The following is a 26,029-nucleotide window of genomic DNA, read 5'->3' on the forward strand; positions in this document are numbered from 1 at the left end:
TGCCTATGACTTTGTGAGAGGCGCTCCCGCATGGAAAAGAAACACGTTTTCAACCTCGGCTACTTTCTCTTCGCCTTCTCGTTGCTGCTTCTGTTTCAGGCCTGGATCGGTTACCGCGACTACGCGCAACTCACCTACACGGAGATGCTGGATGCGGTGAACCAGGGCAAGGTTGCTTCTGTTACGCTCACTGAAACGACGGTGCAGGGCGAGTACAAGGAGCCGCAGGACGGTCGCAAGTATTTCGTGGCGAACCGAGTCGATCCGGCCTTCGCGGAACTCTTTGAAAAAGCCGGCGTGAAGATCAGAGGAGCAAGCGACAGCAACTGGCTCACAACTATCTTGTCATGGGTTCTGCCGGTCGTCGTCTTTTTTGCCCTGTGGTCCTTCTTCTTCAAGGGTATTGCCGAGCGCCAGGGCATGGGAGGCCTGATCAACATTGGAAAGTCGCGGGCCAAGATCTATCTCGAGCGCAAGACTGGCGTGACCTTCGACGATGTCGCCGGCATCGACGAAGCGAAGGCAGAGCTGGAGGAGATCGTTTCCTTCCTAAAGGACAAGGATCGCTATGGCCGGCTCGGGGCGCGTATTCCGAAGGGCATCCTGCTTGTTGGTCCGCCCGGCACCGGCAAGACGCTGATGGCGCGCGCAGTGGCCGGCGAGGCGGGCGTTCCCTTCTTCTCCATTTCGGGTTCTGAGTTCGTCGAGATGTTCGTCGGTGTCGGCGCCGCCCGCGTGCGAGATCTGTTCGAGCAGGCCAGAGCCGCAGCCCCCTGCATCATCTTCATCGATGAACTCGATGCGCTCGGTCGAGCGCGCAATTCGTTCGGCGGTTTCGGCGGCAATGACGAGAAGGAACAGACGCTCAACCAGCTGCTCGCTGAGCTCGACGGTTTCGACCCGCGCGTCGGTATCGTACTGCTTGCCGCGACCAATCGTCCCGAGATTCTCGATCAGGCCCTGATGCGCGCCGGCCGCTTCGACCGGCAGGTGGTGATCGACCGCCCGGACCGAAAGGGCCGCGCGGCGATCCTCGCGGTGCACATGAAGAACGTCGTCATCGACCGGGATGTCGATATCGACGCGATCGCGGGGCTGACACCGGGCTTCACCGGCGCCGACCTCGCGAACCTGATCAACGAGGCGGCGATCCTCGCTACCCGCCGCAGCGCCGGCAAGGTGGCGATGGAGGACTTCGTCGCGGCCGTCGAGCGGGTGATCGCCGGCACCGAACGGCGCAGCCGCATTCTCAATCCAGAGGAGCGGCGCCGCGTTGCCTATCACGAGATGGGCCATGCCCTAGTCGCCTCCGCGCTCAAGACCGCCGATCCCGTGCAGAAGGTCTCGATCATTCCCCGCTCCATAGGGGCGCTTGGCTACACTCTGCAACGTCCGACGGAGGACCGCTTCCTGATCACCTTCGACGAGCTCAAGGAACGTATGGTGGTCCTACTGGCTGGTCGCGCGGCCGAGGATATTGTCTTCGGAGAGATATCGACGGGTGCATCCGACGATCTTGCCAAGGTGACCGATATTGCCCGCGAGATCGTCACCCGCTTTGGCATGGATGCCTCAGTTGGACAGGCGGTTCTGGAACCGCAGCGTAACCAGTGGCTGGACGACGGCCAGATGCGCATGCGGCCTAAGGACTACTCCGAGGCCACTGCGCGTGAGGTGGATCTTGCCGTGCGTTCGATGATCGATGATGCCTATCAGCAGGCGAAACATGTGCTGGAGGGGCGGCATTCCGAACTGGAAAGCGGCTCCAGGCTGCTGCTTGAAAAGGAGACACTGACGCCCGCCGATTTTCCGCCATTGACGCGTAGCAGTGCGATTGCGAGCGCCCCGGCAGCATGACCGGCTGCGTCTGTCAGTTCAGGAGTGTCGCGTCGAGACGTTCCCGGTAAAGGCTGGCGATCTGGTCTGCCATGGTGGATGCGGAGAACTTTGCCTTGAAGGCCTCCGGATCCGGCATGGTCGCGGTTCCCCACCCCTGGGTGGTGATGGCTTTCGTCATCACACGAGCCAGATCCTCGGCATTGCCCGGTTCCACCAGCGCCTCGCTTTCGGTGCCGAGCGCTTCAGGAACTCCGCCGACCCGCGATGCGATGACGGTTTTTCCGGCTCCGAGCGCTTCCAGTACGATGTAGGGCATTGCCTCGGCGCGGGACGGGACGACGACAGTGTCGGACATGGCGAACGCGTCCTTGACCGGCATGGCAGGCAGAAGGCCGATGCGGCGACCGAGCCCGCGCTGCTGCATCATGGCGTCGTATTTGTCGCGATCCGGTCCGTCACCGATGATGAGGGCGCTTAGCGGGTGCCCGACCATGCGTTCGGTGCGGGCAAAGGCGTCGATGAAGACATCCGGTCCCTTGAGATCGCGAAGCATGCCCAGGTAGAGGAAGTGCACGCCGTCGGAACGGGGCGGTATGCGAAGGAAATCCCTGTCACTGATGCCGTTATAGACCATCCGGTCGGCGCAGCGTGGCCGTCCGATTTTCCGCACATATGTCTGGCGTTCGTATTCGCAGACGAAGACCAGTGCGTCCGTCATGCGCTCGAGCAGGCGCTCGGCTGCAAACACCCCCTGGCCCGCCATCGATTTCGGATCGAAATGCAGACTGCCCCCATGGGGCGAATAGACGCGGGCAACGCTATACTTTTTGACCCGCAAGGCTGAGCCGATGATGCGTGCGACCGCGCCGCCCTTGGCGCCGTGGCCGTGCAACACATTCGGCTGCAAGCTCCTTATTTCTTTGTAACTGGCATGCAATGCCGCAGCATCGCTGAACCCTATCGAACGCTGGATCGGCATGCGCGTCAGGCCCAGCGACAGATACGGCCGGATCTGCTCGAACATCCGGTCTTCATGCTCGCTACCGGTCGAGCTGTCGCACAGGATGCCGACCTCATGTCCCGCGCGCGCATGCTGTTCCGCAAGGTCACGCACATGGCGGAAGATGCCGCCAATCGGGGACCGGAAACAGTGCACGATGCGTAGGGGTGAGGGGGGCGGCATCGATCAGAAAAGCCGCTCTCTGACGTAGATCGTATCGCCGGCAAGAATGGGATCGGTGATCGGCACGCGGCCGGTCAGAATCTCCCCGTTGATCTTTCGGGTGACATCGACATCACGCTGGTTGGCGCGGGTGGAGAAGCCGCCGGAAACGGCGATCGCATTAAGCACCGTCATGCCGGGTACATAGGCATACTGACCCGGCTGGCCGACTTCGCCCATGACGAAGATGGAACGGTAGCGGTCGATCTCGATGGAGACGTCGGGATCGCGCAGATACCCCTGGCGAAGTTTCTGGGCGATCACGCCTTCGAGCTGGGGCAGGGTCGCGCCGCGGGCGGCCACCTGTCCAACCAGCGGGAAGGCGATATAGCCGGCCTGGTCGACGGTATAGGTGTTGGTCAGGCTTGCCTGTTCGAAGACGGTGACCCGGAGCCGGTCGCCGCTGTCGAGCCGGTAGGGCTGTATCGTCGCCTCATGAAAGACCTTGGGCGCAGGCTTATATGTCGCGCAGCCGCCCAGCACGGCGAGAGCCAGCGCGGCGAGCAGCCAGACTATTCCCTTAACACCAAACGATGACATGCGCCGACGCGCTCCCGGTACAGAATTCCGATGCTTCGTTATCATTCGATTAGGGTTAACGCGAGGTAAAGAACGGTATTGATGCTGGAGCGAAGAGGATAGTCGTCGCCTCGCTAAGAATACGGCGGTTAACGCTTGGGTTACCATGTTCCTTTACTATCCGTCCGGATTTGTACCGGGAGTATGGCATGTCGAGCGTAGGCAACGGGCAACAGGACGTGGATATCGATCTGGCGCAGCTCTTTCGAGCCGTGTGGCAAAGACGTCTGCGCATTCTGGCGGTCACGGCGCTCGCCGGTGGCCTTGCCTTTGCGGGAGCAAACCTCATCTCGCCGAGCTATCGTTCCGAGGCGCGTATCCTGATCGAGCCGCGGCAGCCCAATTACTCTGCGACAGACCGGGCAGGGACGACGGCCGAGCCCGTTCTTGATGAGTTGAACATCGTCAGCCAGGTGCAGCTTCTTCAGTCGGTGGACCTGATCAAGCAGGTCGTGCGCGATCTCAAGCTATACGAACTGGAGGAATTCGACCCGGATACCAATCCTTCCGTCGTCTCGCACCTTCTGGTCCTCCTCGGCCTGAAGAAGAACCCGCTCGATCTGGCGCCCGAAGAACGGGTACTCAAGACTTTCCAGGAGAAACTGCAGGTCTATCAGGTCGAAAAATCGCGCGTCATCGGCATCGAGTTCAACTCAGAAGACCCGAAGCTTGCTGCAGCCATTCCCAACGAGATCGCCAAGGTCTACAGCGCGATCCAGAGCGGGGCAAAGCTCGACAGCAATTCGGAAGCTGCGCGTTGGTTGGAGCCGGAAATCTCCAACCTTCGCGAGAAGGTACAGGAGGCCGAGAAGAAGGTCGCCGACTATCGTGCCTCCGCCGGTCTGTTGCCCCTCAGCGAAACATCGACCTTTTCCTCCCAGCAGCTGAGCGACATTTCCGCCGAACTGGCGCGCGTTCGTGGCGAGCGTGCCAACGCCGAGGCGCGGGCGGAGGACGTGCGCGATGCGCTGAAAGCGGGACGTTCCACGGAAACGCTTGAGGCTGTTGCCGGCTCGGAGGCCATCCAGCGATTGAAGGGCACGGAATCCACCATCCGAGCGCAGATCTCGGATCTCTCTACGACGCTGCTCGAAGGGCACCCGCAGATGAAGGCTCTTCGATCACAGCTTGCCGGCATTAGAGAGCAGATTGCCACCGAATCCGCCAGGGTTGCGGCCGGGCTCGAAAATGCGGCGACTGTCGCCCGCGCTCGCGAGACGCAACTCATTCAGCAACTCAACACCGTCAAGGCCGAATCCGCGCGCGCCGGCGAGGACGAGGTTGGCCTGAAGGCTCTGGAGCGCGAAGCTACCGCCCAGCGCCAGCTCCTCGAGACCTACCTGGCCCGCTATCGCGAGGCGACCACCCGAATGGCCAAGGATGCGAGCCCGGCGGATGCCCGCCTTGTATCGCAGGCCGTTGAGCCGAACGAGCCGAACTTTCCCAAAGTTCTGCCGATTACCATCGTCGTGGCGCTCGCCGCATTCATTCTGAGCGCCATTGTCGTGATGTTGTCGGAACTGTTCAGCGGTCGGGCGCTCCGTGCGGTTGAAGGCGAGATTTCGGTGCCGTCGCATGCTCGTGCCGAGGCGAGGGACAAGGTCGATGACACTCCCTCCGCCGAACCGGTTGCCATGCCGCGAGCCGCCGCCGTCGAAAGACCGGTGGTGCCCGAGGCGACGGTTTCGCACGCTCCCGTTGCCGTTGCTCACGAGGAGCTTCCGGCAAGCCTGCTTTCCGTCGCCCCGGACGATGAACCGGCGGAAGAAATGGAGCAGACGCTTGAGTTTTCGGAGGAAGAGCCGGCGGACGAATTCTCCATCGAGGCCGTCGCCCGTTATCTGGTGGATGATCGCGTCGGGGTCGCGCTGGTCATCTCGCCCTCTGGTGACGAAGGTTCGACGGCGACCGTGATGCTGGCGCGTGAGGTTGCGGAGCGAGGCTTGAAGGTCGTGCTGATCGACATGACGGGTTCGGCGTGTCCGACCTGGCTGATGGCTTCGCGCCGGGACCTTCCGGGCATCACCGATCTGTTGTGCGGCACGGCCCCCTTCTTCGAGACGATCCACCCGGATCGCCTTTCCGACGCCGACATCGTGCCGCAGGGCAATGCCGATATCCGGCAGGCCATGCGTGGTGCCGATCGCCTCTCGATGATCACAGATGCGCTATCGGAAGCCTATGATCTGGTGCTGGTCGAATGCGGTCCTGCCGATGTTCAGGGCATTGCGCGTCTGAGCCGGAGCGGCGAACAGGAAATCATCCTGTCGGCGCCCGAGCCGGACATGGAAGAACTAGTCCGAATCATGGAAGCCTTCGAAAAGGTCGGCTATACCGATCTCGTTTTGATGACCGGCAAGGCCACGGCTTCGGCAGGGCAGAGCAAACGCGACGCTGCCTGAAATATCTCGGCCTGACAGGCTTAATCGTCGGTGCCGGTCGCCTGTGTCGGCATGTCGTCGGCATGCGCCCGCAGTCTCTGGATGAATGAATAAAGCTGCGGATTGCCCTTGATTACCGCCTTGGTGCGAACAACGCCCCGCTGGGCGAAGGACGCCAAATGACCGGCGGCGCTGATCGGCAGCAGGATGTCATGCTGCACCGTTTCGACCGTGCACCAGCGTCGCTTGTATTCCTGATCGCCAAGCCCGAAATCGAAGAGCGCAGCCCCTTCCTCGCAGCAACGCTCGATCATCAGCCAGAACAGCAATTCGCCTGGGCTTGCCTCCGGCAGCAGGCTCTCGTCGATCGAGCCGAACTGGCAGATCACGTGGTCGCCCTTGCGTGACAGGCCGGCAATGGCGGCTATCCTGCCGTCATACTGGCCCTTGAGCCGCACGGCATGCAGTTCCAGTGGTGTATCGAGACAGCTTCCGTCCGCTTCCAGGAGCAGGTGAAAGAAGGCCTGCGTCTCGGGCGCCTGAAACGTGTTCGGCAATCCGAGCGCCTTGAAGCGGATCGCCTTCTGCTCGAAGAAGAGATTGAGCAGGGCGGTCTTTTCGCGTGCCGACCGGGCGACGAAATGCTCGAAACCGCCGGTGGCCTCGATCTTGCGAACCTGCCCGCGAAATTTCTTGCGCCGGCGCTTGGCGTTCAATTGCCCGATGGTCTTCTGGAAATCCGTCGTCAGCGGCAGCTGGAAGGCGTGATTCTGGTTTTCAATAGCAGGGAGCGCCGCAAACGGGCTTTTCTCGCCGCGCCATTCCAGCGGGATGTTTTGCAGGTTGACGAGATCGGCCTTGCCGGCAAGCAGACCAGTGATCGCCTGCGCGATCTGCGTGGCCTCAGCGGCATTCGATTCCACCCGAAAATCGGCGGAAAACAGTCCGCTGTTGATGTTGTTGTATCGTGCCGCGATAAACTGCGCGGACCGCACCATGCTGGCACGAACGATTTCCAGCGGCAGGATGAAGGCGGTCTTCGCACCGCGTTTGCCCCTGATGATGGCAAGCGGATTGCGATGGGTCTTTGCCCAGGCGAGGCACCAGTCATAGCTCTGGTGAAGCGAGTTGATCGGGTCGGCTTCGAGGGCGCGCCATTCCTTTTCGAGCGGCTCAATGCTCTCGTGCAATGTGATGTCGAGGGCGCTGCTGGCTGCAGTTACACCGGCGTGCGGAAGCTCCGCATGCTCTGTGCGGCTCAAGCGGTCTATGGCCGCAAGGCTTGGAAATTCCACCGGCGATGTCTGCACAATACTCTCCCGTCCGACGAGACTGTGGGGAGACTAGCCTAGGCGCGCAGAAAATCGGTTAGCGAACAGGCTTCGCCGCAGTTTTTCCGCCGAGTGCGGTTATCGGTCGGTTAACTGCCGCGGCTTCAGTCATTTGCGGACGGGGCCGGCCATCCACTTGATGATCAGCATGGCCGGCAGGATCCACAGCAGGCCGGACAGCAGGAAGTAGAGGAGATGCACCCACCACGGCGAGGTCGCGAGCAGGCTCGAGGCGATGGTGGTCGCGACGATCGCATAGACGACGACGAGGATGATGATGAGGATCGTGCCAATGAACGAGCGCAACCGGGCGGGCATCGTCTATCCTTCTTGTCTTCTTGCGAACGGGCCTATTGGGAGCGGGCGTGAATGCCCGCCAGCGGGGCAGAGGTCTTGTTTTGCATGGCCAAGTGATGCAAATCAACAGCATAAACGAGGATGGCAGAATGACTGACGCGGCAAGCACCACCGAGATCCAGGTTCGTCAGGCAATGGAGCGCAGCGGACGCAATCGACGCGCGATCCGCATATGGCTTGGCGTCGTGCTGGTCACGCTTTTCTGTCTCGTTCTGGTGGGAGGCGCCACGCGGCTGACCGACTCCGGCCTTTCCATCACCGAGTGGAAGCCGATCCATGGTGTCATTCCGCCGCTTTCGGCAGCGGAATGGGAAGAGGAATTTACGCTTTACCAGCGTATTCCGCAGTACCAGCAGATCAATAAGGGCATGACGGTCAACGAGTTCAAGTCGATCTTCTGGTGGGAATGGGCGCATCGCCTGCTGGCCCGCAGCATCGGCTTGATCTTCGCTCTGCCGCTTCTTTATTTCTGGCTGACGGGCAAGGTGGAGCGTCGTCTGCGCTGGCCGCTGGTCGGGTTGCTGGCTCTTGGCGGTTTTCAGGGTTTCATCGGCTGGTGGATGGTGTCGTCGGGGCTGAGCAAGCTTACGAGCGTTTCCCAGTATCGCCTCGCAACACATCTCGTCATCGCCTGTCTGATCTTTGCCGCCTGCATGTGGATCATGCGCGGTTTGTCGCCGCATAGCGGGGATGCTCCCCCGACTGCGACATCGCGTCGCTGGGCCGGGCTGCTGGCCTTCCTCGCCCTGTTCCAGATCTATCTCGGAGCGCTTGTCGCCGGTCTGGACGCGGGCCTTGCCTACAATACCTGGCCTCTGATGGACGGAGCGGTCGTCCCATCCGATCTCTTCATCCAGCAGCCATGGTGGATCAATCTGTTCGAAAACCCCAAGACGGTTCAGTACGTCCACCGCCTTGGTGCCTATCTGCTTTTGGCAGTCGCGCTGTGGCACATGATCCAGTCGCTGAGGGCCGCACCCCAGACAACCCACGCCCGCCGCAGCATTGTGCTCTTCGCCCTGATCACGATCCAGGCGGCCATCGGCATCACCACGCTGCTCCTGCAGGTGCCACTCGACGCTGCCCTTGCCCACCAGGGCGGTGCCCTGATCGTCCTCGGCTTCGCCATCGCCCACTGGCGCGGGTTTTACGGTGAATACGCGCCAGAGACGGCGGTCGTCCTGCGCCGCTGAGTTTACCACCCCATTCCCAATCCCATCGGAAGGCGGGCGGATAAAATTCCGCCCGCCTTTTTCGTCGCCGTTTTTCCTGCTTGACGTCGCCTGCGGTTGATGTCACCAATAATGACATGAATACATTGAAAGTGACAAAATACGAGAGCCCGTTGCGGGCGGAGCAGGCGCAGGCCACCCGCGAAAAAATTCTCGCGGGCGTGCGAACTATGCTGGAAGCCGACCCCGACAATGCGCTCGGGTTCGACGAACTGGCGGAGGTGAGCGGTGTGAACCGCCGCACCATCTTCCGGCATTTTCCGACCAAGGAGGGCCTGCTGTCGGCCTTCTGGCAAAGCGCCAACGCCTCGCTCGGCGTGCGCTTCTGGCCGGAAAGCGAGCGGGATCTGGTGGAGTTGCCGCCGGAACTCTTCGCTTCGCTGGACGGTATCGAGGGCATCGTGCGCGCCTCCCATGCGAGCGGCGCCGGCCGGCAGATGCGCCTGCAGGCGAACGGCGAGCGGCAGGCGGCGTTCCGCAAAAGCCTCTCGGATGTGACGGACAATCTGGACCCCGAACGGGCAAGGCAGATCGAAGCGACGGTCCAGCTTCTTTTCAGCGCCACCGCCTGGCAGACCATGAAGGATTACTGGGGTCTGTCGGGAATGGAGGCTGGAAAAGCGGCCGCATGGGCGATCGGTGCCCTGCTCGATGCGGCAAGACGGGAAGGGCGCCTGTCGAAGGACGAACGGTTGGAGGAAGACGGGAATGAATGACAATTTTTCAGCAAAAGTGCATCCGGCCGCAAGCGCCGGAAAGATGTGGGTGATGGGCGACGAGGTGATGAAGCGCGGCAGGCTGGAAGGCACCGGCTTCAATGTCATCGACGTGGCCGTGCCGCCGGGCAGCGGTACGCCGCCGCACACCCATGCCTCACCGGAGATCTTTCGCATCCTGCAGGGCACGGTGACGATCTGGGCCCTGATCGATGGCAAGCCGACCGAGACCGAGGCCGTACCCGGCGACGTGGTGACCATTCCGGCCCATGCGCCGCACGCCTATCGTAACGCCTCGCAGGCGCCGGCGCTGATGATGTCCGTCATAGACGACCGGATGATGGAATTTTTCGAGGCTGCTGCCAGCCACGAGCCGCCGGCCGGTCCGCCGACGCCCGAGGCGATCGGTCGCATCATGGCGCTCACCGAGACTTACGGCATCCATATTCTTGCAGCGTGACGTCCCGGATCGTTTCCGACAGAAGGCCGGCGGCGGGCCGCCGTCCTTCCGGCCGAAAGCATCAGGGCCATGTTCTGGACGGCTGCCCCGGAAGCACCCTTGCCGAGATTGTCGAGAGCAGATCTTGTGACCTCAGCCGAATCTGTAGCCGGAGTAGGGCTTGCCGCGGAATTCGCCGCGGAAGATGTGTCTTCCGGCGTCCTGGCCAGCGGCTCCGGCTGCGACGAACAGGGGCACGAGGTGGTCGTGGTCAGGAACGTGGCAGGCCTGTGCGTCCGGGTTTCGCTCCCAAGTCGCAAGTTTTGCCGCCCTCTGCTCCGGGTCCTCGATTGCGACCACATCGCTTAGCCAGTCGTCGAAGCGGATGGCCTGCTGCTTGTGCTCGGGATTGTCGTGGAAGAACATCCGCATATTGTGGTAGCTCATGCCGGAACCGATGATCAGCACGCCTTCGTCCCGTAGGGGTTCCAGTGCCTTACCTATCGCGACGTGACTCGGAACGTCGAGCGTGTTCTTGAGCGACATCATCACGACAGGCACGTTGGCATCGGGATAGGCGACCATCAGCGGGATGAAGACGCCGTGGTCGTAGCCGCGCTTGTCATCCTCCGCAGCCGGAATTCCTGCCGTTTCGAGAAGCTGCCTTGCCCGGTGCGCCACATCGGGAGCGCCCGGAGCAGGGTAGGTGAGTTCGTAGGTTTCGGGCGGAAAGCCATAATAATCATAGAGCATTCCGGGGCGGCTGGCCGAACTCAGAGTCGGCACCGGTTCCTTTTCCCAATGGCCGGACACCATGAGAATGGCTTTCGGCGTGCGGCCGACATCCCTCGGAAGCGATTTCAGGAAGTCCGAAAGATCCGCCCACGGCTTCTTGCCGTCCGGTCCCGCCGGAAACTGCATGAAGGGCCAAGGACCACCGCCATGGGGGATGAAATAGACCGGAAAACGGGTGTCGCTCATTTCGTGCCTCATCTGTTGATGAGGCGGAATATAGCAAGATCGCCAAGGTCAAACGATCCGTCGTTCAGAAGACGAATCGTTCACTCAGGGTGAACGGCAAGGCTGCCGTTCGTCAATTTTTGCGAACGTTGAAGCCGAGCCTCAGGCGGAAAGCATCAGGTCCATGTTCTGGACGGCTGCACCGGAAGCACCCTTGCCGAGATTGTCCAGAACCGCGACAAGATTGACATGCGGGCCGCCCTGCGTGCCGAACACGAAGAGCTTCATCGTGTCCTGACCTGTCAGTTCCTCGGCATCGATCCGAGCGAGCTTGGCGCTGTCCTCAAGCGAGACGACGCTGACGATGTCCTGCCCGGCATAATGCGCGACAAGGGCCGCATGGATCGTCTCGATCGTCGCGCCGTCCTTCAGGTCATCGAGGAAAAGCGGCACCTGCACGATCATGCCCTGCGCAAAACGACCGACCGACGGCGAAAAAAGCGGCGCGCGGTCGAGCAGGCCGTGGGTCTTCATCTCCGGCACATGCTTGTGCTTTAGCGTCAGCCCGTAAAGGAAGTTGTTGGCCGTGATGGCGTCGGGCCGGCTCTGGTCTTCCATTTGGGCGATCATCTGCTTGCCGCCACCGGTGTAACCGGAGACCGCGTTGACCGTGACCGGATAACCGTCAGGCAGGATGCCGGCAGCGCGAAGCGGCCGGATGAGGCCGATTGCGCCGGTCGGGTAGCAGCCGGGATTGGCGACGAAACGGGAGGAGCGGATCTTTTCAGTCTGCGCCTTGTCCATCTCGGCAAAACCATAGGCCCAGTCCGGGGCGATACGGAAGGCCGTTGAGGTGTCGATGATCCGGACCTTGTTGTTGCCGGAAACCATCTGCACCGCTTCCCGCGAAGCATCATCGGGCAGGCAGAGAATGGCGACGTCGGCGCTGTTCAGCATATCTTCCCGCATCGCCTGATTGCGCCGCTCCGCCTCGGGGATGGACAGCAGTTCGACGTCGCGGCGGCCGGCCATGCGGGTGCGGATCTGCAGTCCCGTGGTGCCATGTTCGCCGTCGATGAAGATCTTCGCTGTCATTTTATCGTCCCCTGTCAGGAGGTTGGTGGAAATTCCGGAATCTGTTTCGTAGAATGCTGGATCAATATGTCAGGTGCGTGTCGCAAGCTTCTCGGCGCGCAGGCCGAGCATATACATCGCGACCGTCGCGCCCGCAATGGCGGTGATGTCCGCGTGGTCGTAGGCGGGTGCTACCTCGACGATATCGGAGCCGCGAATGTCGAGCGGTCCGAGTTTGCGCAGAACCGAGAGCATCTTGGCCGAGGAAGGGCCACCGGCAACCGGCGTTCCGGTTCCCGGGGCGAATGCCGGGTCGAGGCAGTCGATGTCAAAGGTGAGATAGCAGGGCTTCCTGCCGACATGGGCGAGGATACGGTCGGCGATCGTCTGTGCGCTGAGGTCCTCGACTTCGTAGCCGTGCAGGATGCGGATACCGAAATCCTCCGGCGCGTGGGTCCGGATGCCGATCTGGATGGAATGGGTCGGGTCGATCACGCCTTCGCGTACGGCGCGGCAGACGAATGACCCGTGGTCGATCCGCTTGCCATCGTCATCCCAGGTGTCCTGATGGGCGTCGAAATGCACGAGCGCCAGCGGCCCATGCTTGGCAGCATGGGCCTTGAGAAGCGGCCAGGTTACGAAGTGATCGCCGCCGAGGCCGAGCAGATAGGCGCCGGACGCAATGATCTTTGCGGCTTCCTTCTCGATCAGGCCGGGCGTTTTCTGGTGATTGCCGTAGTCGAGCAGGACGTCGCCATAATCGACAACCGCCATCTTTTCGAAGAGGTCGCGGGAAAACGGATATTGCGGATCGTTGTCGAAGATCGCGGAGGCGCGCCGGATCGCCTGCGGCCCGAAGCGGGCCCCGGGCCGGTTGGATACGGCGGCGTCGAAGGGAATGCCGAGGACGACCGCATCGACATCCTTCAGCGACTTCGAGAACTTGCGGCGCATGAAGGAAAGTGCGCCGGCATAGGTCGGATCTGTCGCCGCGCCGCGAACTGTCCTGGCGGTGAAGGCATTGTCGATGGATTTGCTCGCCATTGTCGTTTCCCTCTTTCTTATCCTGCAAAACCGTAGGCGCGTTCCACTCGTGCCACCCGGACCTGATATTCCTCGTACCAACGCTCGCGTCCGAACTTCTGTGCGGCGGCGTGGGAAACCACGGCCTTCCATGCTCGAATGCTCTCCTCGTCCGCCCAGTAGGAATTGGTGATGCCGAAACCGTCGGCGTCACTCACGCTCTCTACCCCGAGATATCCCGGCTGCTCGCTGGCGAGTCTGGCCATCGTCTCCGCCATGTTGCCATAGCCGTTATCGCCTTCGGTGCGGCGCGAGGAAAATATGACCACGTAATAAGGTGGTTCGGGCAGGTGTGCAAAGGGGGAGGCGGTCGTTGTCGGCATGTGGCGGATTCCGGCAGGTTGAGGTTTCTGCGTTCGATCTTTGTGATGACAGCGTGATGCACCAATTCGAAATCCTGATGGATCGCCCGAAACGAAAAAAGGCGGAGCCGAAGCCCCGCCTTGAATTCCGTTTCCGGATTTCCAGCGATTAACGCTTGGAGAACTGGAACGAACGACGGGCCTTGGCCTTGCCGTACTTCTTGCGTTCGACAACGCGGCTGTCGCGGGTCAGGAAGCCACCCTTCTTCAGGATCGAGCGCAGGCCCGGTTCGAAGTAGGTGAGAGCTTTGGACAGGCCGTGACGAACGGCACCGGCCTGACCGGAGAGACCACCGCCGGTAACGGTAGCGATGATGTCGAACTGACCGGTGCGGGCAGCAGCGACGATCGGCTGCTGCAGGATCATCTGCAGAACCGGACGGGCGAAATAGGTCGTGAAGTCACGGCCGTTGACGGTGATCTTGCCGGAACCTGGCTTTACCCATACGCGGGCGACAGCGTTCTTGCGCTTGCCGGTAGCGTAGGAGCGGCCGAGGGAATCGACCTTACGGACATGCGCCGGAGCGGCGGCCTGCTCGGTGGTGCCGAGGTCCTTCAGGGAAGAGAGGTCAGCCATTATCAGGCGCTCCTTACGTTCTTGCTGTTCAGCTTGGCCACGTCGAGGGCAACCGGCTGCTGGGCTTCATGGGGATGGTTGGAACCGGCATAAACACGCAGGTTCTTCATCTGGCGACGGCCGAGCGGGCCGCGCGGAACCATGCGTTCGACAGCCTTCTCGATGACGCGCTCCGGGAAGCGGCCTTCGATGATCTGGCGAGCCGTGCGCTCCTTGATGCCGCCCGGATAACCGGTGTGCCAGTAGTACTTCTTGTCGGAATACTTCTTGCCGGTCAGGGCGACCTTCTCGGCATTGATGACGATGACGTTGTCGCCGTCGTCAACGTGGGGGGTGTAGGTGGCCTTGTGCTTGCCGCGCAGGCGCATGGCGATGAGGGAGGCGAGGCGACCGACAACGAGGCCTTCGGCATCGATGATGATCCACTTCTTCTCCACCTCGGCGGGCTTCTGAACGAAGGTAGACATGGTGTTATCTTTCCGTTTTGGACCCGCGCACCGTGAGGCGATCGGGCGTTTCTTGTTGCTTGGTTTCGTACATCTGATGCACGAAAAAAGAATGCGGTCCGAGCGGGCCGCAAACTTGCGCGGTGTATAAGCTGAGGCTGTGTTGCGGTCAATAGTGCCAGATTTCTGCGATCTTCGGAAAAATGTAGCAAAAACAATACCATGTAAATGGGGTATTATTTTACCTCATTTCCGGATGGCGACGAGGGCATGGAATCGGCTGCATTTCGGCTCTTTCAGCCCCTCGGCGGAATGGAATAGGTGGCGGTCGCCTGGGCGATCGGCTCGGAACCTCCCTCCTGACCGAGGATGGCGTCGATGACCGCAAGCCGTTTGCCGAGCTTCAGGATGCGGCATGTGCATGTGATCGACTGGGGCTTCGGCAGGCGAAGGAAGTTGATGTTGAGGCTGGTGGTGACGGCAAGAGCCATCGGTCCGATATGGGCGAGTACCGCGGCATAGGCGCAGACATCGGCGAGCGCGAACATGGCCGGACCGGAGACCGTGCCGCCAGGTCGCAGATGTCGATCCGACGGGTCGAAGGTCATCGTCACCGCTCCGGGCTCCACCGTTGTCACAGTGAACACGCGTCCATCCGTGTGGATCTGCGGAAAATCCGTTTCCAGAAACTGGTTGATTTCCGCGGCGGTCATGATCGGCTGCATGTCGGACGGTTCCTCCCTTTGTCCAATGCTTCGATTTTCGATGGCAAAGCCAGCGGCATTTATGGCAGGCTTCCGCGAATATGAAAACGAGAAGACCGGGAGGTTGTCATGGCAGAAGTGGTGTCGTTCAAGAAGAGCGCAGGCGAGGCGGGAGAGGGGCCGGTGCTGTCGGCTCTTTCGCATGGCGTGCTGCGTCTTACGCTCAACAATCCTCCTGCCAATGCCCTGTCCATCGCCACGATGGAGGCCCTGATGGTCGCGCTGGAGACGGCAGGCAGCGACCCCGAAGTGCGCGTTGTCATCCTTGCCGCTTCCGGCAAGCTGTTTTCGGCGGGCCATGACCTGAAGGAAATGACGGCCCATCGTGCGGATCCGGATCGTGGCCGGGCGTTCTTTGAAAAAACCATGCGGCTTTGCGCCGACCTGATGCTGAGGATCACGCACCTGCCGAAACCGGTGATCGCCGAGGTCGATGGGCTGGCGACGGCTGCGGGCTGTCAGCTCGTGGCTTCATGCGATCTGGCCATTTGTACAGATACGTCGACATTCTGCACGCCGGGCGTGAATATCGGCCTATTCTGCTCGACGCCGATGGTTGCCATCAGCCGCGCCGCGCATCGCAAGCAGGCCATGGAAATGCTGCTGACGGGGGAGACCATCGACGCCTCCACTGCCAAGGATTTCGGTCTCGTCAACCGGATCGTGCCGAAGCAGTATCTCGCCCAGGTCGTGGACAAATACGCGTCCGTGATCGCGTCCAAGTCGCCGCTAACGCTGAAGATCGGCAAGGAAGCATTCTATCACCAGATCGATATGCCGCTGGAAGAGGCCTACGACTATGCGGCGCGGGTCATGGTCGAAAACATGCTTGCGCGTGACGCCGCCGAAGGTATCGGCGCCTTTCTCGACAAGCGTCATCCGACCTGGACCGGGGAGTAACTCTCCCTCGGTCTGTGGCTACTTTTGGTTTCAATTGTATATTGTTGTAACTATCAATTATATATTAAAAAGATCATGATACGAACGATTGCAACCATAAGGTTGCACTAATATTTACGAAAACCAAAAGTAAACATAGGAAGAACAAACGGGAAGTTAATGGCTGAAGGAAAGAACGCAGTCATGTCGATCGACCGCCGCATATCCTTGATTACGCTTGGTGTCGCGGATGTAGCCCGCAGCACCGCCTTTTATGAGCGGCTTGGCTGGGGCCGGTCGAGCGCTTCGCAGGAGGCTATAACCTTCATCCAGCTCAAGGGGATCGTGCTTGCACTCTTTTCGCGAGCCGCTCTCGCCGAGGATGCGGGAGTGGAAAATACGCCCGTCGGTTTTTCCGGCATCACGCTCGCCCATAATGTCTCAAACCCCGAGGAAGTCGATGCCGTCGTCGATTTTGCGATTTCCTGCGGCGCCACTCTGGTGAAGAAGCCGGAGAAGGTCTTCTGGGGCGGATATTCCGGCTACTTTGCCGATCCCGACGGTCATCTATGGGAAGTTGCGCACAATCCGTTCGCTCCGATGGACGAGCATGGACATCTTGCTTTGCCGGAATAGCGATCCCATGCATTCCCGAATAGGTTGTATTTGATCTGTTATCGCTAGGCCTTGTTAAGGAGGAAGCTATATAAGTATCGGAGCAGGGGGACTGTTCGCGAGGCCGTATACGGCCGGGAGGAGATTTCCATGAGACACGATTCCTACCCAGCAGCCTATCTAGCCGAAATTCTGCATTCCGCGAAAACCGTGGCGATCCTTGGCGCGTCGGTAGATAACAGGCGCCCCAGTCACTGGATTACCGGCTTCCTGCTCGGCAAGGGCTATCGCGTTTTCCCGGTCAATCCGAAATATGCTGGTCAGACCATGCTGGGCCAGCCGATCTATGCGAGGCTCATCGATATTCCGGTCGATATCGATATCGTCGATGTCTTCCGTCGGGCCGATCAGTTTGGGGCGGTTGTCGAGGAGGTTTTGAGGCTTCCGGAATTGCCGAGGGCGATCTGGGGCCAACTGGGCGTTCGTGATGATGAGGCAGCATCGCGTGCCGAAGCCGCCGGCGTCCGGGTTGTGATGGATCGCGCGCTGGTGAGCGAATATCCGCTGGTCTACGAACTCCAGCACGCATCCCGGCCGCGCTCCGCGGCCTGAACGGGAAGGCGTCCGCAGCCGCGGCTGGGCGCGCTTGTATCAGAAGCGAATCCAGGGGCGATGAAACATGGAGCCGTTACTGTCGTCGACCGGTTTGCACGCCAGAACCGGGCAGCGGGGATTGTCGCGCGTCGGAACATAGGCGCGGGCGGCATAATCATGCTGTTCGCACTGGTTGTTGTCGCGCACATAGCGATCATAGAGCGTCATGCCGGCCACGCGCTTCGACGGGTAGCGAAGGACAACCGCGCCCTGGCTCAATACGGCCGCGCGCGCCGCCTCGCATGTCATCGACGGAGAATTATAGCGTGAGATCGCCAGCGCAGGCGATGAGGCGACGGTTGCGGCGACGGCCAATAAAACAAGCTTTTTCATCGATATGTCTCTCTTCGTTCCGGAGCGAGCAGGCCTCTGACCGCAGGTCCTGCTTCTCTTCCATCCCTTGTTGCTGGCTGGGTAAGTCCCATCTATCTCTTATCACGCGAACCATAGCGCAATTCGCCTTACGCCGCCATGAACGAGGATGCTGATGACCATCGACCACGACCGCTATGACGATGCCTATCTTGCTGAAGTCCTGAAGAGCACTGGAACGATCGCTCTGGTCGGCGCCTCGCCGAAGCCCGACCGGCCGAGCTATGGCGTCATGCGGTTTCTGTTGTCCCGCGGCTACAAGGTGATACCCGTCAATCCGGGGCAGGCCGGTAAGGAAATCCTCGGCCAGAAGACCGTCGCGCGGCTGGCCGATATCGGAGAACCGATCGACATGGTCGACGTTTTTCGTGCTTCCGAATATCTGGGCGAGGTGGTCGATGATGCGCTGGCGCTGGAAACGCGCCCGAAGGCAATCTGGTCGCAGCTCGGAGTGAGGGACGACAACGCCGCCGCAAGGGCGGAGGCGGCCGGGATCAAGGTCGTCATGAACCATTGCCCGGCCATCGAAATTCCGCGCCTCGGTCTCTGAAACAGTCCTGGGCGCAGTTCGGCGTTTTACGCGATCAGGAAGTCCGGATTGGCGCGAAGCGCATTGAGATGCTCGGCATTGCCACAGTAGTGGCCGAAATTCTCGGACGCGGCGCCTCGCGCCAGATCCTTGCGACATTCGCCCTTCGAGGCGCAATGAGAGCAGGTGATCTGCATATCGCGGAATTCGTTGCGCAAGCGCAGTTCCACTTCGGTCGGGTCGATGTTTAGCGCGCGCATCATCGCCAGCATTTCATCGGCGGCGTGGGGGCCGACCTTGGCAAGCTCGATCAGCTGGTCGGGCGTAATCCCGCAGTCATGGGCGATATTGCGGATCGTCGAATCGTCGAGCGAAGCGATCATGTCGGCTTCAGCCGAGCTTTCCCAGCTTCTGGCGAACCAGCCGGCCAGGCGCGAAAAAACAGTTCTGGTAGCATCGTTGACTGCAGTTTCCATCGAAACACCTCCATTTTGAGGCGATCCTGAGCCTCTGGCGATGTGGCCGCATTGACTTCGATCAATCCTGCAGGACGGGCCGTTCGCCGGCGTGACGAAAAACCCGGCTGACAACCGATGACCAGACGTTATGATCCGCCCAACCAAATCAAGGGAGGTTACAATCATGACGACAGACAATCCGGGTTTCGCCACGCTGGCGGTCCATGCCGGAGCCCAGCCGGACCCGACGACGGGTGCACGGATCACGCCGATCTACCAGACCACAGCCTATGTCTTCAATGACGCCGACCATGCTGCGGCACTGTTCGGGCTGAAGCAGTTCGGCAACATCTACACCCGCATCATGAACCCGACTCAGGCTGTGCTGGAGGAGCGCGTCGCGGCTCTGGAAGGCGGTACCGCGGCATTGGCGGTCGCCTCGGGTCACGCAGCCCAGATGCTGGTGTTCCATACGCTGATGCAGCCGGGCGATAACTTCGTTGCGGCAAAGAAGCTCTACGGCGGCTCGATCAATCAGTTCGGTCATGCCTTCCAGAACTTCGGCTGGCAGGTTCGCTGGGCCGATCCCGCCGATCCGGAAAGTTTCGCTGCCCAGATCGATGATCGCACGCGTGCCATCTTCATCGAAAGCCTTGCCAATCCGGGCGGCACCTTCGTCGATATCGCCGCAATCGCCGATGTCGCCCGCCGTCATGGCCTGCCGCTGATCGTCGACAACACCATGGCGAGCCCCTATCTCGTTCGCCCCCTCGAACATGGTGCGGATATCGTGGTCCATTCGGCAACGAAGTTCCTCGGCGGCCACGGCAATTCGATGGGCGGCATTATTGTGGATGGCGGCACGTTCGACTGGTCGCAGTCCGACAAGTTTCCGATGCTGTCGAAGCCGCGGTCGGAATATTCCGGCGTCGTCCTGCACCAGACCTTCGGCAACTTCGCCTTCGCTATCGCCTGCCGCGTGCTTGGCCTTCGCGACCTCGGCCCCGCGATTGCGCCGATGAACTCATTCCTGCTTCTCACCGGCATTGAGACGCTACCGCTGCGCATGCAGCGTCATTGCGAAAATGCCCTGCGGGTGGCGACCTGGCTGAAGCAGCACCCCAAGGTGGCGTGGGTCAATTACGCCGGCCTGCCCGACGATCCGAACCATGCCCTGCAGCAGCGTTATTCACCGAAGGGCGCCGGCGCGGTCTTTACTTTCGGCGTGAAGGGCGGCTATGCCGCGGGCAAGGCGCTTGTCGAGGGACTGCAGCTCTTCTCGCACCTTGCCAATATCGGCGACACCCGCTCGCTGGTCATTCACCCGGCCTCCACCACCCATGCCCAGCTTTCCGAGGAACAGCAGATTGCGGCCGGTGCCGGGCCGGATGTCGTGCGTCTGTCGGTCGGCATCGAGGACGCCGAGGACATTATCGGCGATCTTGAGCAGTCACTCGCCAAGGTCTGATCAAAGCAACCGCGCCGTAGCTCCGGGGCTGCGGCGCATCGGAGAACCAATGACGAATTCCCTGACATTCGACCTCACCGGCATCGAACCGGAGGAGGGCGCACCCGCTGCCGACCAGATCATTGCCGGCGATCCCCGTTTCACCACCTGGAACATCGAGGATCGCGACGATTCGCTGTTTTCCGGCGTCTGGCAGGCGACGCCGGGCAAGTGGAAGGTTTCCTACGACGAATGGGAATATTTCCATATCCACGAGGGCCATTCGATCCTCACCGAGGATGGTTGCGAACCGATCCACCTGAGGGCGGGTGACCGGTTGATCGTGCGGCCGGGCCTTAAGGGCACCTGGGAGGTCATCGAGACGACCCTCAAGGACTACGTCATCAAGCTCTGAGGGCTGAAACGATCAGGTCGCGCCGTCAGCGCAGCAACATGCTGATCAGCGGCGCGGCCAGAACATTGACGAGACCGACCAGTACCATCACGAGGCCGGCAATCGAGCCTTCCTCCGAGCCGATCTGGTGGGCCTTCGCCACGCCCGCCCCATGGGCGCCCATGCCGAAAAGAGCTCCGCGGGCAAGCGTCGAGCGGATCGGCAGGAAGCGCAGCAGGGTTTCGCCCAGCGCCGCACCGCAGACCCCCGTGATAACCACGAAGATGGCCGTCAGATCCGGCACGCCGCCGATGTCCTGAGAAATGGTCATGGCGAAGGGCGTGCTGATCGAGCGTGGCAGCAGGCTGAGACGCAATGCGCCGTCGATGCTCAGCAGGCTCGCAAGAGCCCATGCCGTCAGCATTGCGGTGGTGCTGCCGACGACCACGCCGAAGGCCAGTACCGGCCAGTAGCGACGGATCGTATGGCGTTCCTCGAAGATCGGGATCGCGAAGGCAACCGTCACGGGGCCGAGCATGGCGACCAGCCAGTGTGTGGCGTGGATATATTCCGCATAATTGGCCCGCAGCAGCAGGGCGAGCGCAATCAGCGCCATCGGCGTGACGATCAGCGGCGAAAGCCAGCTTTGCGGCCAGCGCCGGTAGATCACCTTCGAGACGATGTAGAAGAAGATGGTGGCTGCTGACCAGAAGGCGGTCAGCAGGGCGGGATTACTGGCGAAGGGCACGGTCGCCTCCATGGGCGAGCATGAAGCGATAACCGACATCGACGGCAATCGCGGTGGAAGCCATGACGGCAATCGTGCCGCCCAGAATGACCGCAAGAACCTTGAGGCCGAGAAGACCGATGAATTCCTGGTGATCAAGCACGGCAAGAACCGCCGGAACGAAGAAAAGCAACATTTCCGCAAGCAGCCAGCGCGCGCCGTTGCGCATGCTGGCCGGCCGCAGGCGCCCGCTCGCCAGAAGCAACAGCACCATCGCCATGCCGATGACGCCGCCGGGGACCGGTAGCGACAGCAGACGCACGACCGCTTCTCCAGCCAGCCAGAAGGCCGCGATGATGGCGATCTGCACCAGACGGTTCGAGTGCAGCTGACGGCGGAGGAGGAGGGCGATGTTGCGGGATGACATTTTCAGCACCTTGTATGGTTGCTGGAAATATAGGCGTTATTGTGCTATGAGCAAAATGAATTGATGTTATAGAAATAAGTCCGAATTGGAATAATCATGGAGATCCGCACGCTTCGCGCCTTTGTCGAGGTCATTCGTCAAGGCGGCTTTTCCCAGGCGGCCCGGACGGTGTTCATTACCCAGTCCGCAGTGAGCAAGGCGGTCCGCCAGCTCGAGGAAGAACTGGGTTTTGAGCTGATCGACCGGGCCGGCCACAAGGTTGCGCTGACGGATGCGGGCGAGATCGTGTTTCGCCGCGCCCAGACCATGCTGGCGCAACGCGAGGACCTTCTGGCCGAACTGTCCGAGCTGCGTGGCCTGCGCCGCGGACGCCTGCAACTCGGGCTTCCTCCGATTGGCAGCGACGCACTCTTCGCACCTCTCTTCGCCATCTATCGCAGCCGCCATCCCGAAGTGGAGATCCAGCTTGTCGAGCATGGCAGTCGTAAGCTGGAGGAACTGGTGATGACAGGGGAGGTGGAGCTTGGTGCTTCGCTGTTGCCGGTGCCGGATCGTTTCGAATGGCAGGAGGTGACGCGCGAACCGCTGCACGTCCTCGTTCCGGAAGATCATCCGCTTGCAAGACAGGAGGGCGTTGCCCTTCATGACCTCCAGTCCATGCCGTTCGTCCTGTTCGATGCCGGGTTCGCCCTCAATCCGATCATTCTCGATGCCTGCAAGGAGACCGGATTCGATCCGGTGATCGCGGCCCGCAGCGGACAGATCAACTTCATCGTCGAACTGGTCGGGGCAGGTCTCGGTATCGGCTTCCTGCCGAGGATGATTGCCGAACGGCGCGTTCGTCCGGGTGTCGCCCATATTCCGGTGCATTCGCCACAGATGGACTGGCATATGGCCTGGGTCTGGCGGCGTGGCGGCTATCTGTCCTTCGCGGCGAAGGCATGGCTGGAACTCGCCCGTTCAGCAGACATGCCTCCGGCACCCTGAGCCACGCTTGTCTATGTCACTGGATCGCTATCCCTCGGTGGTCTCCGCGTCTCTTTGATGTCGAGAGTATTGCGTTTTGTCAATGCACGGGTATATACCCGCATAATGATGAAATCCTCCTGCTACTGCATCGCGCTCCGTAATGCCTCCCGGCGCCTCACGTCATTGTATGATGAGGCGCTGGCGCCGCTTGGCATCAATGTTACGCAGTTCAGTCAGTTGAGAAACATCGGGCGTTTCCAGCCGGTTTCCCTGACTGATCTGGCGAAGAAGATGGAACTCGACCGTTCGACCGTCGGTCGCAACACCAAGATCCTTGAGCGCATGGGTCTCGTGGCTGCTGCGCCGGGGGAGGATCACAGGGAGAATATCCTTACTTTGGCGGAGAAGGGTGAGGCTCTGCTGGAGCAGGCTCTGCCGATCTGGGAAGGGGTCCAGGCGCGCATCTCAAGGAGGCTGGGGCCGGACGGTCTTGAAGGGATCGTGTCGGCGCTTGATACGATAATTGATGGTTTAGCTAATTAACGAAATATGGAAATGAATTGCGCGCTTGCTCGACAGGCTGCAACCACAGGAGAACGACCTTGATCTCAGCCAGACTGGCCAATTACCTGGCGGCACGTAACATCCATTACGGATGGGTCGTTGCCGGGATTACCTTCCTCACCATGCTCGCGACCGCGGGCGCCATGGGATCGGCCGGTGTCCTGATCGCGCCGCTCAGCCGTGAATTCGGTTGGACCACGGAGGAAGTCTCCTCTGCTATGGCAATCCGCCTCGCGCTCTTCGGATTGCTCGGGCCGTTCGCCGCTGCTCTGATGAACCATTTCGGCATGCGCGTCGTGATCGGCGTGGCTCTCACGCTGATCGGTGGCGGTATTCTCCTGTCCTTCCGCATGACGGAACTCTGGGAAATGGTCGTGCTCTGGGGCATCGTGGTCGGGGTTGGCACCGGCATGACAGCGCTCGTTCTTGGCGCAACCGTCGCCACCCGGTGGTTCCATGCGCGCCGTGGCGTCGTCGTGGGCCTGATGACGGTCAGTAATGCAACAGGTCAGCTTATCTTCCTGCCGCTGCTCGCAAGCCTCACGGAGGCCTATGGCTGGCGTGTTGCCCTGTCGCTCAACGTTGCGGTGCTGGCGCTTGCCATGGTGATCGTGCTGGCGCTGATGCGCAACTATCCCGCCGATCTCGGTCTGGCGCCTTATGGCAGCCGTGAACTGCAGCCGGCCCCCATCCGCTCGGCGCGACTGTCGTCTCTTCTCGTGGCGCCGGTTGCCGCCCTGCGCGAAGCCTCGGTGAAGCCGGTATTCTGGATCCTGTTCTTCACCTTCTTTGTCTGCGGTCTCTCCACTAACGGCCTGATTCAGACTCACTGGATTTCGATCTGTGGCGATTATGGTGTGGCAGCGGTCAGTGCCGCCGGCATGCTGGCGATGATCGGTATCTTCGACTTCATCGGCACGCTCGGTGCCGGCTGGCTGTCCGACCGTTTCGACAATCGCTGGCTGCTCTTCTGGTTCTACGGCCTGCGCGGCCTTTCGCTGATCTTCCTGTCTGCCTCGGGCTTCGACTATGTAACGCTATCGATCTTTGCCGTTTTCTACGGTCTGGACTGGGTTGCCACGGTGCCGCCGACGGTCAAGCTCACAGTGGAGAATTTCGGTCGCGACAAGGCGAACATCGTGTTCGGCTGGATCTTCGCTGCCCATCAGCTTGGCGCCGCAACTGCCACTTTCGGGGCAGGCTATATCAGGACGGATTACGAGACCTTCCTGCCGGCCGTCTACATCGCCGGTTTCATGTGCCTGTTGGCGGCCCTGTCGGTTCTTGCGATCGGCAAGACCGTCCGCCACGATACGGTCGTTCAGGCAGCCCAATGATCGTGGAGGACCTCGTCTACCAGGCGAGGTCCAGCCGCTCCAGCCCATGGAAGTGATAGACGTCCTTCACCCGTGGAGGAGCGACGATCCGCATACCGGGCAGCCGATGAAACAGCAGCGGCAGTACGATGTTGAGCTCGAGGCGCGCCAGCGGCGCGCCGATACAGAAATGGATACCCGCGCCGAAGGAGAGGTTCGGCGCCTCGTCGCGCTCCGGCCGGAAGGCCAGCGGATCCGAGAATTTCAACGGATCGAGATTGGCGGCGGCAAGGATCATGCTCACCTTGTCGCCGCGCTTGAACGACACACCGTCGATTTCCGCCGGCTCCAGGCAATAACGTTGGAAGATGTGGACAGGAGCGCAGATGCGCAGCGTCTCCTCTACTGTTCTTTCGGTCGCCTTCTCGTCGCGGAACATCTCGGCAGGGGAGAGGCCGCTTTCAAGGATGACGCGAACCGAATTGCCGATCTGATGCACCGTAGCTTCATGGCCGGCATTCAGCAGCACAATCGTGGTCGAGATAAGCTCGTCCTCGGTGAGGTACTGCCCCTTGTGCGCGGTGTGGATCATGTGGCTGAGGAGATCGTCCTGCGGATTGGCGCGACGCTCCGCGATCATGCTGCGCACATAGTCGGCGAATTCCTGTGCCGAGCGATCGGCTGCTTCCTCGTCGGCACGGGTGCGCTTGAACATGTACATGCCCACGTAGTCGTGGGACCACTTGAGCAGTTGGGGGCCCATCTCCTCGGGAATGCCGATCATGCGGGCGATCATGGTCACCGGAATGATATCGGCGAAGGAGGAGAGCAGTTCTGTCTTGCCATCCTTCTCGAAGGCGTCGATCAGCCGGTTGGCAAGCTCCTCGATCTCCGGCTTCATCTTCTCAACGTGCCGCGAGACGAAGGCGCGATTGACGAGCGTCCTCAGCCGGGTGTGCTCCGGCGGTTCCAGTTCCAGAAGGGAGTGAGCCTCCGCGGCGTCGAAATGGCGCGTGTGGTCGGCAGGCTTGGGCATGCCGAGTTCTTCGCGGGTCGCGATGTGCAGGATCTGCCGGCCGAAACGCCGGTCGCGCAACAGCGCGTTCACCGTGTCGTAGCCGGTCACGAACCACTGCTTCTGCTCCTCCCAGTAGAAGGTCGGACATTCGGCATGCAGCGCCGCGTAGACCCGGTTCGGATCGGAATAGAAAGCCGGATCGCGGCCGTCGAGGCTGACGCGGCGTGAAGCCTTGTCGATGGAAAGGAAGGGCAGGTCGGTCATGGGGAAATTATCTATCTAATCCGAGGCTTGGCCG

General features: G+C 61.0%; 30 protein-coding genes. 14 read left to right on the top strand and 16 right to left on the bottom strand.

Annotated elements, in window-relative coordinates; all coding sequences use genetic code 11:
- Positions 1-30 precede the first annotated feature (30 nt).
- Positions 31-1,857, top strand: a complete 1,827-nt coding sequence (gene ftsH, locus NBH21_RS04220; RefSeq protein ID WP_250912673.1) for an ATP-dependent zinc metalloprotease FtsH — start codon at positions 31-33, stop codon at positions 1,855-1,857.
- Between the two features lie 13 nt (positions 1,858-1,870).
- Here the strand turns inward: ftsH and NBH21_RS04225 are convergent, their stop codons facing one another.
- The gene (locus NBH21_RS04225; protein ID WP_250912674.1) at positions 1,871-3,022 is read right to left on the bottom strand and encodes a glycosyltransferase family 4 protein; all 1,152 of its coding nucleotides are present in this window, start codon (positions 3,020-3,022) and stop codon (positions 1,871-1,873) included.
- A 3-nt stretch (positions 3,023-3,025) separates the two neighbouring features.
- Positions 3,026-3,601: a polysaccharide biosynthesis/export family protein gene (locus NBH21_RS04230; protein ID WP_250912675.1), complete on the bottom strand. Its 576-nt coding sequence runs from the start codon at positions 3,599-3,601 to the stop codon at positions 3,026-3,028.
- Positions 3,602-3,789: 188 nt separating this feature from the next.
- On the opposite strand from NBH21_RS04230, the gene NBH21_RS04235 reads away from it, so the two are divergent.
- Positions 3,790-6,042, top strand: coding sequence for an exopolysaccharide transport family protein (locus tag NBH21_RS04235; protein WP_250912676.1), 2,253 nt, complete (start codon positions 3,790-3,792; stop codon positions 6,040-6,042).
- Between the two features lie 20 nt (positions 6,043-6,062).
- Here the strand turns inward: NBH21_RS04235 and NBH21_RS04240 are convergent, their stop codons facing one another.
- On the bottom strand, positions 6,063-7,331 hold the full coding sequence (locus NBH21_RS04240) for a GNAT family N-acetyltransferase (protein ID WP_250912677.1): 1,269 nt from the start codon (positions 7,329-7,331) through the stop codon (positions 6,063-6,065).
- 129 nt (positions 7,332-7,460) lie between these two features.
- A complete protein-coding gene (locus NBH21_RS04245; RefSeq protein ID WP_099057439.1) occupies positions 7,461-7,670 on the bottom strand; it encodes a DUF2842 domain-containing protein in 210 nt (69 codons plus the stop codon).
- Between the two features lie 128 nt (positions 7,671-7,798).
- On the opposite strand from NBH21_RS04245, the gene NBH21_RS04250 reads away from it, so the two are divergent.
- The 3 genes from NBH21_RS04250 (at position 7,799) to NBH21_RS04260 (ending at position 10,117) form a co-directional block, all read left to right on the top strand.
- Positions 7,799-8,902 carry a COX15/CtaA family protein gene (locus tag NBH21_RS04250; RefSeq protein WP_250912678.1) on the top strand — a complete coding sequence of 368 codons (1,104 nt, stop codon included), beginning with the start codon at positions 7,799-7,801 and terminating at the stop codon, positions 8,900-8,902.
- Between the two features lie 116 nt (positions 8,903-9,018).
- A complete protein-coding gene (locus NBH21_RS04255) occupies positions 9,019-9,657 on the top strand; it encodes a TetR/AcrR family transcriptional regulator (RefSeq protein ID WP_250912679.1) in 639 nt (212 codons plus the stop codon).
- Complete coding sequence (locus NBH21_RS04260; RefSeq protein ID WP_250912680.1) at positions 9,650-10,117, top strand: cupin domain-containing protein; 468 nt, start codon at positions 9,650-9,652, stop codon at positions 10,115-10,117. Before NBH21_RS04255 ends, NBH21_RS04260 begins: the two co-directional genes overlap by 8 nt.
- 132 nt (positions 10,118-10,249) lie before the next feature.
- Here NBH21_RS04260 and NBH21_RS04265 read toward each other — a convergent pair whose 3' ends face one another.
- The 7 genes from NBH21_RS04265 to NBH21_RS04295 form a co-directional block, all read right to left on the bottom strand.
- Positions 10,250-11,077: a DODA-type extradiol aromatic ring-opening family dioxygenase gene (locus NBH21_RS04265; protein WP_250912681.1), complete on the bottom strand. Its 828-nt coding sequence runs from the start codon at positions 11,075-11,077 to the stop codon at positions 10,250-10,252.
- Between the two features lie 141 nt (positions 11,078-11,218).
- The gene (gene argC, locus NBH21_RS04270) at positions 11,219-12,151 is read right to left on the bottom strand and encodes an N-acetyl-gamma-glutamyl-phosphate reductase (protein WP_250912682.1); all 933 of its coding nucleotides are present in this window, start codon (positions 12,149-12,151) and stop codon (positions 11,219-11,221) included.
- 69 nt (positions 12,152-12,220) lie between these two features.
- Positions 12,221-13,174 (bottom strand): agmatinase, encoded by a 954-nt coding sequence (speB, locus tag NBH21_RS04275; protein ID WP_250912683.1) that lies wholly within the window; start codon positions 13,172-13,174, stop codon positions 12,221-12,223.
- 17 nt (positions 13,175-13,191) lie between these two features.
- Positions 13,192-13,536 carry an antibiotic biosynthesis monooxygenase family protein gene (locus NBH21_RS04280; protein WP_250912684.1) on the bottom strand — a complete coding sequence of 115 codons (345 nt, stop codon included), beginning with the start codon at positions 13,534-13,536 and terminating at the stop codon, positions 13,192-13,194.
- A gap of 148 nt (positions 13,537-13,684) precedes the next feature.
- A complete protein-coding gene (rpsI, locus tag NBH21_RS04285) occupies positions 13,685-14,152 on the bottom strand; it encodes a 30S ribosomal protein S9 (RefSeq protein ID WP_250912685.1) in 468 nt (155 codons plus the stop codon).
- Between the two features lie 2 nt (positions 14,153-14,154).
- Positions 14,155-14,619, bottom strand: a complete 465-nt coding sequence (rplM, locus tag NBH21_RS04290) for a 50S ribosomal protein L13 (protein WP_099057446.1) — start codon at positions 14,617-14,619, stop codon at positions 14,155-14,157.
- Between the two features lie 275 nt (positions 14,620-14,894).
- On the bottom strand, positions 14,895-15,323 hold the full coding sequence (locus NBH21_RS04295; protein ID WP_250912686.1) for a PaaI family thioesterase: 429 nt from the start codon (positions 15,321-15,323) through the stop codon (positions 14,895-14,897).
- 108 nt (positions 15,324-15,431) lie between these two features.
- On the opposite strand from NBH21_RS04295, the gene NBH21_RS04300 reads away from it, so the two are divergent.
- The 3 genes from NBH21_RS04300 to NBH21_RS04310 all read left to right on the top strand — a co-directional run bounded on the left by NBH21_RS04300 (position 15,432) and on the right by NBH21_RS04310 (position 17,468).
- Positions 15,432-16,262, top strand: a complete 831-nt coding sequence (locus NBH21_RS04300) for an enoyl-CoA hydratase (RefSeq protein ID WP_250912687.1) — start codon at positions 15,432-15,434, stop codon at positions 16,260-16,262.
- A gap of 183 nt (positions 16,263-16,445) precedes the next feature.
- Positions 16,446-16,877, top strand: coding sequence for a VOC family protein (locus tag NBH21_RS04305; RefSeq protein WP_252759571.1), 432 nt, complete (start codon positions 16,446-16,448; stop codon positions 16,875-16,877).
- A gap of 129 nt (positions 16,878-17,006) precedes the next feature.
- Positions 17,007-17,468 carry a CoA-binding protein gene (locus NBH21_RS04310; protein WP_250912689.1) on the top strand — a complete coding sequence of 154 codons (462 nt, stop codon included), beginning with the start codon at positions 17,007-17,009 and terminating at the stop codon, positions 17,466-17,468.
- A 39-nt stretch (positions 17,469-17,507) separates the two neighbouring features.
- On the opposite strand, the gene NBH21_RS04315 is transcribed toward NBH21_RS04310, so the two are convergent.
- The gene (locus NBH21_RS04315) at positions 17,508-17,843 is read right to left on the bottom strand and encodes a hypothetical protein (protein WP_250912690.1); all 336 of its coding nucleotides are present in this window, start codon (positions 17,841-17,843) and stop codon (positions 17,508-17,510) included.
- 160 nt (positions 17,844-18,003) lie between these two features.
- Here NBH21_RS04315 and NBH21_RS04320 point away from each other — a divergent pair, with 160 nt between their 5' ends.
- The gene (locus NBH21_RS04320) at positions 18,004-18,432 is read left to right on the top strand and encodes a CoA-binding protein (RefSeq protein ID WP_250912819.1); all 429 of its coding nucleotides are present in this window, start codon (positions 18,004-18,006) and stop codon (positions 18,430-18,432) included.
- A 26-nt stretch (positions 18,433-18,458) separates the two neighbouring features.
- On the opposite strand, the gene NBH21_RS04325 is transcribed toward NBH21_RS04320, so the two are convergent.
- A complete protein-coding gene (locus NBH21_RS04325) occupies positions 18,459-18,887 on the bottom strand; it encodes a DUF6455 family protein (protein ID WP_250912691.1) in 429 nt (142 codons plus the stop codon).
- Between the two features lie 166 nt (positions 18,888-19,053).
- Between NBH21_RS04325 and NBH21_RS04330 the strand changes: the two genes are divergently transcribed.
- Complete coding sequence (locus NBH21_RS04330; RefSeq protein WP_250912692.1) at positions 19,054-20,337, top strand: O-acetylhomoserine aminocarboxypropyltransferase; 1,284 nt, start codon at positions 19,054-19,056, stop codon at positions 20,335-20,337.
- A 49-nt stretch (positions 20,338-20,386) separates the two neighbouring features.
- Entirely contained in the window at positions 20,387-20,731 is a 345-nt protein-coding gene (locus NBH21_RS04335; RefSeq protein ID WP_250912693.1) for a cupin domain-containing protein, read from the top strand.
- Positions 20,732-20,756: 25 nt separating this feature from the next.
- Here the strand turns inward: NBH21_RS04335 and NBH21_RS04340 are convergent, their stop codons facing one another.
- Both NBH21_RS04340 and NBH21_RS04345 read right to left on the bottom strand, forming a co-directional pair.
- Positions 20,757-21,470 carry an LrgB family protein gene (locus NBH21_RS04340; RefSeq protein ID WP_425340386.1) on the bottom strand — a complete coding sequence of 238 codons (714 nt, stop codon included), beginning with the start codon at positions 21,468-21,470 and terminating at the stop codon, positions 20,757-20,759.
- Positions 21,442-21,864, bottom strand: a complete 423-nt coding sequence (locus NBH21_RS04345) for a CidA/LrgA family protein (protein ID WP_250912695.1) — start codon at positions 21,862-21,864, stop codon at positions 21,442-21,444. The genes NBH21_RS04340 and NBH21_RS04345 overlap by 29 nt, the downstream gene beginning before the upstream one ends.
- A gap of 96 nt (positions 21,865-21,960) precedes the next feature.
- Here NBH21_RS04345 and NBH21_RS04350 point away from each other — a divergent pair, with 96 nt between their 5' ends.
- The 3 genes from NBH21_RS04350 (at position 21,961) to NBH21_RS04360 (ending at position 24,734) form a co-directional block, all read left to right on the top strand.
- Positions 21,961-22,851 carry a LysR family transcriptional regulator gene (locus tag NBH21_RS04350; RefSeq protein WP_250912696.1) on the top strand — a complete coding sequence of 297 codons (891 nt, stop codon included), beginning with the start codon at positions 21,961-21,963 and terminating at the stop codon, positions 22,849-22,851.
- 108 nt (positions 22,852-22,959) lie between these two features.
- A complete protein-coding gene (locus NBH21_RS04355) occupies positions 22,960-23,376 on the top strand; it encodes a MarR family winged helix-turn-helix transcriptional regulator (RefSeq protein ID WP_250912820.1) in 417 nt (138 codons plus the stop codon).
- A 59-nt stretch (positions 23,377-23,435) separates the two neighbouring features.
- Positions 23,436-24,734 (top strand): MFS transporter, encoded by a 1,299-nt coding sequence (locus NBH21_RS04360; RefSeq protein ID WP_250912697.1) that lies wholly within the window; start codon positions 23,436-23,438, stop codon positions 24,732-24,734.
- Between the two features lie 16 nt (positions 24,735-24,750).
- Here the strand turns inward: NBH21_RS04360 and NBH21_RS04365 are convergent, their stop codons facing one another.
- Complete coding sequence (locus NBH21_RS04365) at positions 24,751-25,995, bottom strand: cytochrome P450 (protein ID WP_250912698.1); 1,245 nt, start codon at positions 25,993-25,995, stop codon at positions 24,751-24,753.
- Positions 25,996-26,029 lie beyond the last annotated feature (34 nt).

Origin of the sequence: Ciceribacter sichuanensis, assembly GCF_024055605.1 — a bacterium.
Lineage (GTDB): Bacteria > Pseudomonadota > Alphaproteobacteria > Rhizobiales > Rhizobiaceae > Allorhizobium > Allorhizobium sichuanense.

Excerpts from the sequence above, each read along its gene's own strand:
- NBH21_RS04315 (WP_250912690.1), bottom strand. The coding sequence starts at position 17,843 with ATGAAAAAGCTTGTTTTATTGGCCGTCGCCGCAACCGTCGCCTCATCG.
- NBH21_RS04355 (WP_250912820.1), top strand. The coding sequence starts at position 22,960 with ATGAAATCCTCCTGCTACTGCATCGCGCTCCGTAATGCCTCCCGGCGC.
- NBH21_RS04235 (WP_250912676.1), top strand. The coding sequence starts at position 3,790 with ATGTCGAGCGTAGGCAACGGGCAACAGGACGTGGATATCGATCTGGCG.
- NBH21_RS04365 (WP_250912698.1), bottom strand. The coding sequence starts at position 25,995 with ATGACCGACCTGCCCTTCCTTTCCATCGACAAGGCTTCACGCCGCGTC.
- NBH21_RS04260 (WP_250912680.1), top strand. The coding sequence starts at position 9,650 with ATGAATGACAATTTTTCAGCAAAAGTGCATCCGGCCGCAAGCGCCGGA.
- NBH21_RS04250 (WP_250912678.1), top strand. The coding sequence starts at position 7,799 with ATGACTGACGCGGCAAGCACCACCGAGATCCAGGTTCGTCAGGCAATG.
- NBH21_RS04230 (WP_250912675.1), bottom strand. The coding sequence starts at position 3,601 with ATGTCATCGTTTGGTGTTAAGGGAATAGTCTGGCTGCTCGCCGCGCTG.
- NBH21_RS04325 (WP_250912691.1), bottom strand. The coding sequence starts at position 18,887 with ATGGAAACTGCAGTCAACGATGCTACCAGAACTGTTTTTTCGCGCCTG.
- ftsH (WP_250912673.1), top strand. The coding sequence starts at position 31 with ATGGAAAAGAAACACGTTTTCAACCTCGGCTACTTTCTCTTCGCCTTC.
- speB (WP_250912683.1), bottom strand. The coding sequence starts at position 13,174 with ATGGCGAGCAAATCCATCGACAATGCCTTCACCGCCAGGACAGTTCGC.
- rpsI (WP_250912685.1), bottom strand. The coding sequence starts at position 14,152 with ATGGCTGACCTCTCTTCCCTGAAGGACCTCGGCACCACCGAGCAGGCC.
- NBH21_RS04340 (WP_425340386.1), bottom strand. The coding sequence starts at position 21,470 with ATGGAGGCGACCGTGCCCTTCGCCAGTAATCCCGCCCTGCTGACCGCC.
- NBH21_RS04330 (WP_250912692.1), top strand. The coding sequence starts at position 19,054 with ATGACGACAGACAATCCGGGTTTCGCCACGCTGGCGGTCCATGCCGGA.
- NBH21_RS04280 (WP_250912684.1), bottom strand. The coding sequence starts at position 13,536 with ATGCCGACAACGACCGCCTCCCCCTTTGCACACCTGCCCGAACCACCT.
- argC (WP_250912682.1), bottom strand. The coding sequence starts at position 12,151 with ATGACAGCGAAGATCTTCATCGACGGCGAACATGGCACCACGGGACTG.
- NBH21_RS04265 (WP_250912681.1), bottom strand. The coding sequence starts at position 11,077 with ATGAGCGACACCCGTTTTCCGGTCTATTTCATCCCCCATGGCGGTGGT.
- NBH21_RS04295 (WP_250912686.1), bottom strand. The coding sequence starts at position 15,323 with ATGCAGCCGATCATGACCGCCGCGGAAATCAACCAGTTTCTGGAAACG.
- NBH21_RS04310 (WP_250912689.1), top strand. The coding sequence starts at position 17,007 with ATGAGACACGATTCCTACCCAGCAGCCTATCTAGCCGAAATTCTGCAT.
- NBH21_RS04335 (WP_250912693.1), top strand. The coding sequence starts at position 20,387 with ATGACGAATTCCCTGACATTCGACCTCACCGGCATCGAACCGGAGGAG.
- NBH21_RS04345 (WP_250912695.1), bottom strand. The coding sequence starts at position 21,864 with ATGTCATCCCGCAACATCGCCCTCCTCCTCCGCCGTCAGCTGCACTCG.
- NBH21_RS04255 (WP_250912679.1), top strand. The coding sequence starts at position 9,019 with ATGAATACATTGAAAGTGACAAAATACGAGAGCCCGTTGCGGGCGGAG.
- NBH21_RS04225 (WP_250912674.1), bottom strand. The coding sequence starts at position 3,022 with ATGCCGCCCCCCTCACCCCTACGCATCGTGCACTGTTTCCGGTCCCCG.
- NBH21_RS04245 (WP_099057439.1), bottom strand. The coding sequence starts at position 7,670 with ATGCCCGCCCGGTTGCGCTCGTTCATTGGCACGATCCTCATCATCATC.
- NBH21_RS04305 (WP_252759571.1), top strand. The coding sequence starts at position 16,446 with ATGTCGATCGACCGCCGCATATCCTTGATTACGCTTGGTGTCGCGGAT.
- rplM (WP_099057446.1), bottom strand. The coding sequence starts at position 14,619 with ATGTCTACCTTCGTTCAGAAGCCCGCCGAGGTGGAGAAGAAGTGGATC.
- NBH21_RS04300 (WP_250912687.1), top strand. The coding sequence starts at position 15,432 with ATGGCAGAAGTGGTGTCGTTCAAGAAGAGCGCAGGCGAGGCGGGAGAG.
- NBH21_RS04350 (WP_250912696.1), top strand. The coding sequence starts at position 21,961 with ATGGAGATCCGCACGCTTCGCGCCTTTGTCGAGGTCATTCGTCAAGGC.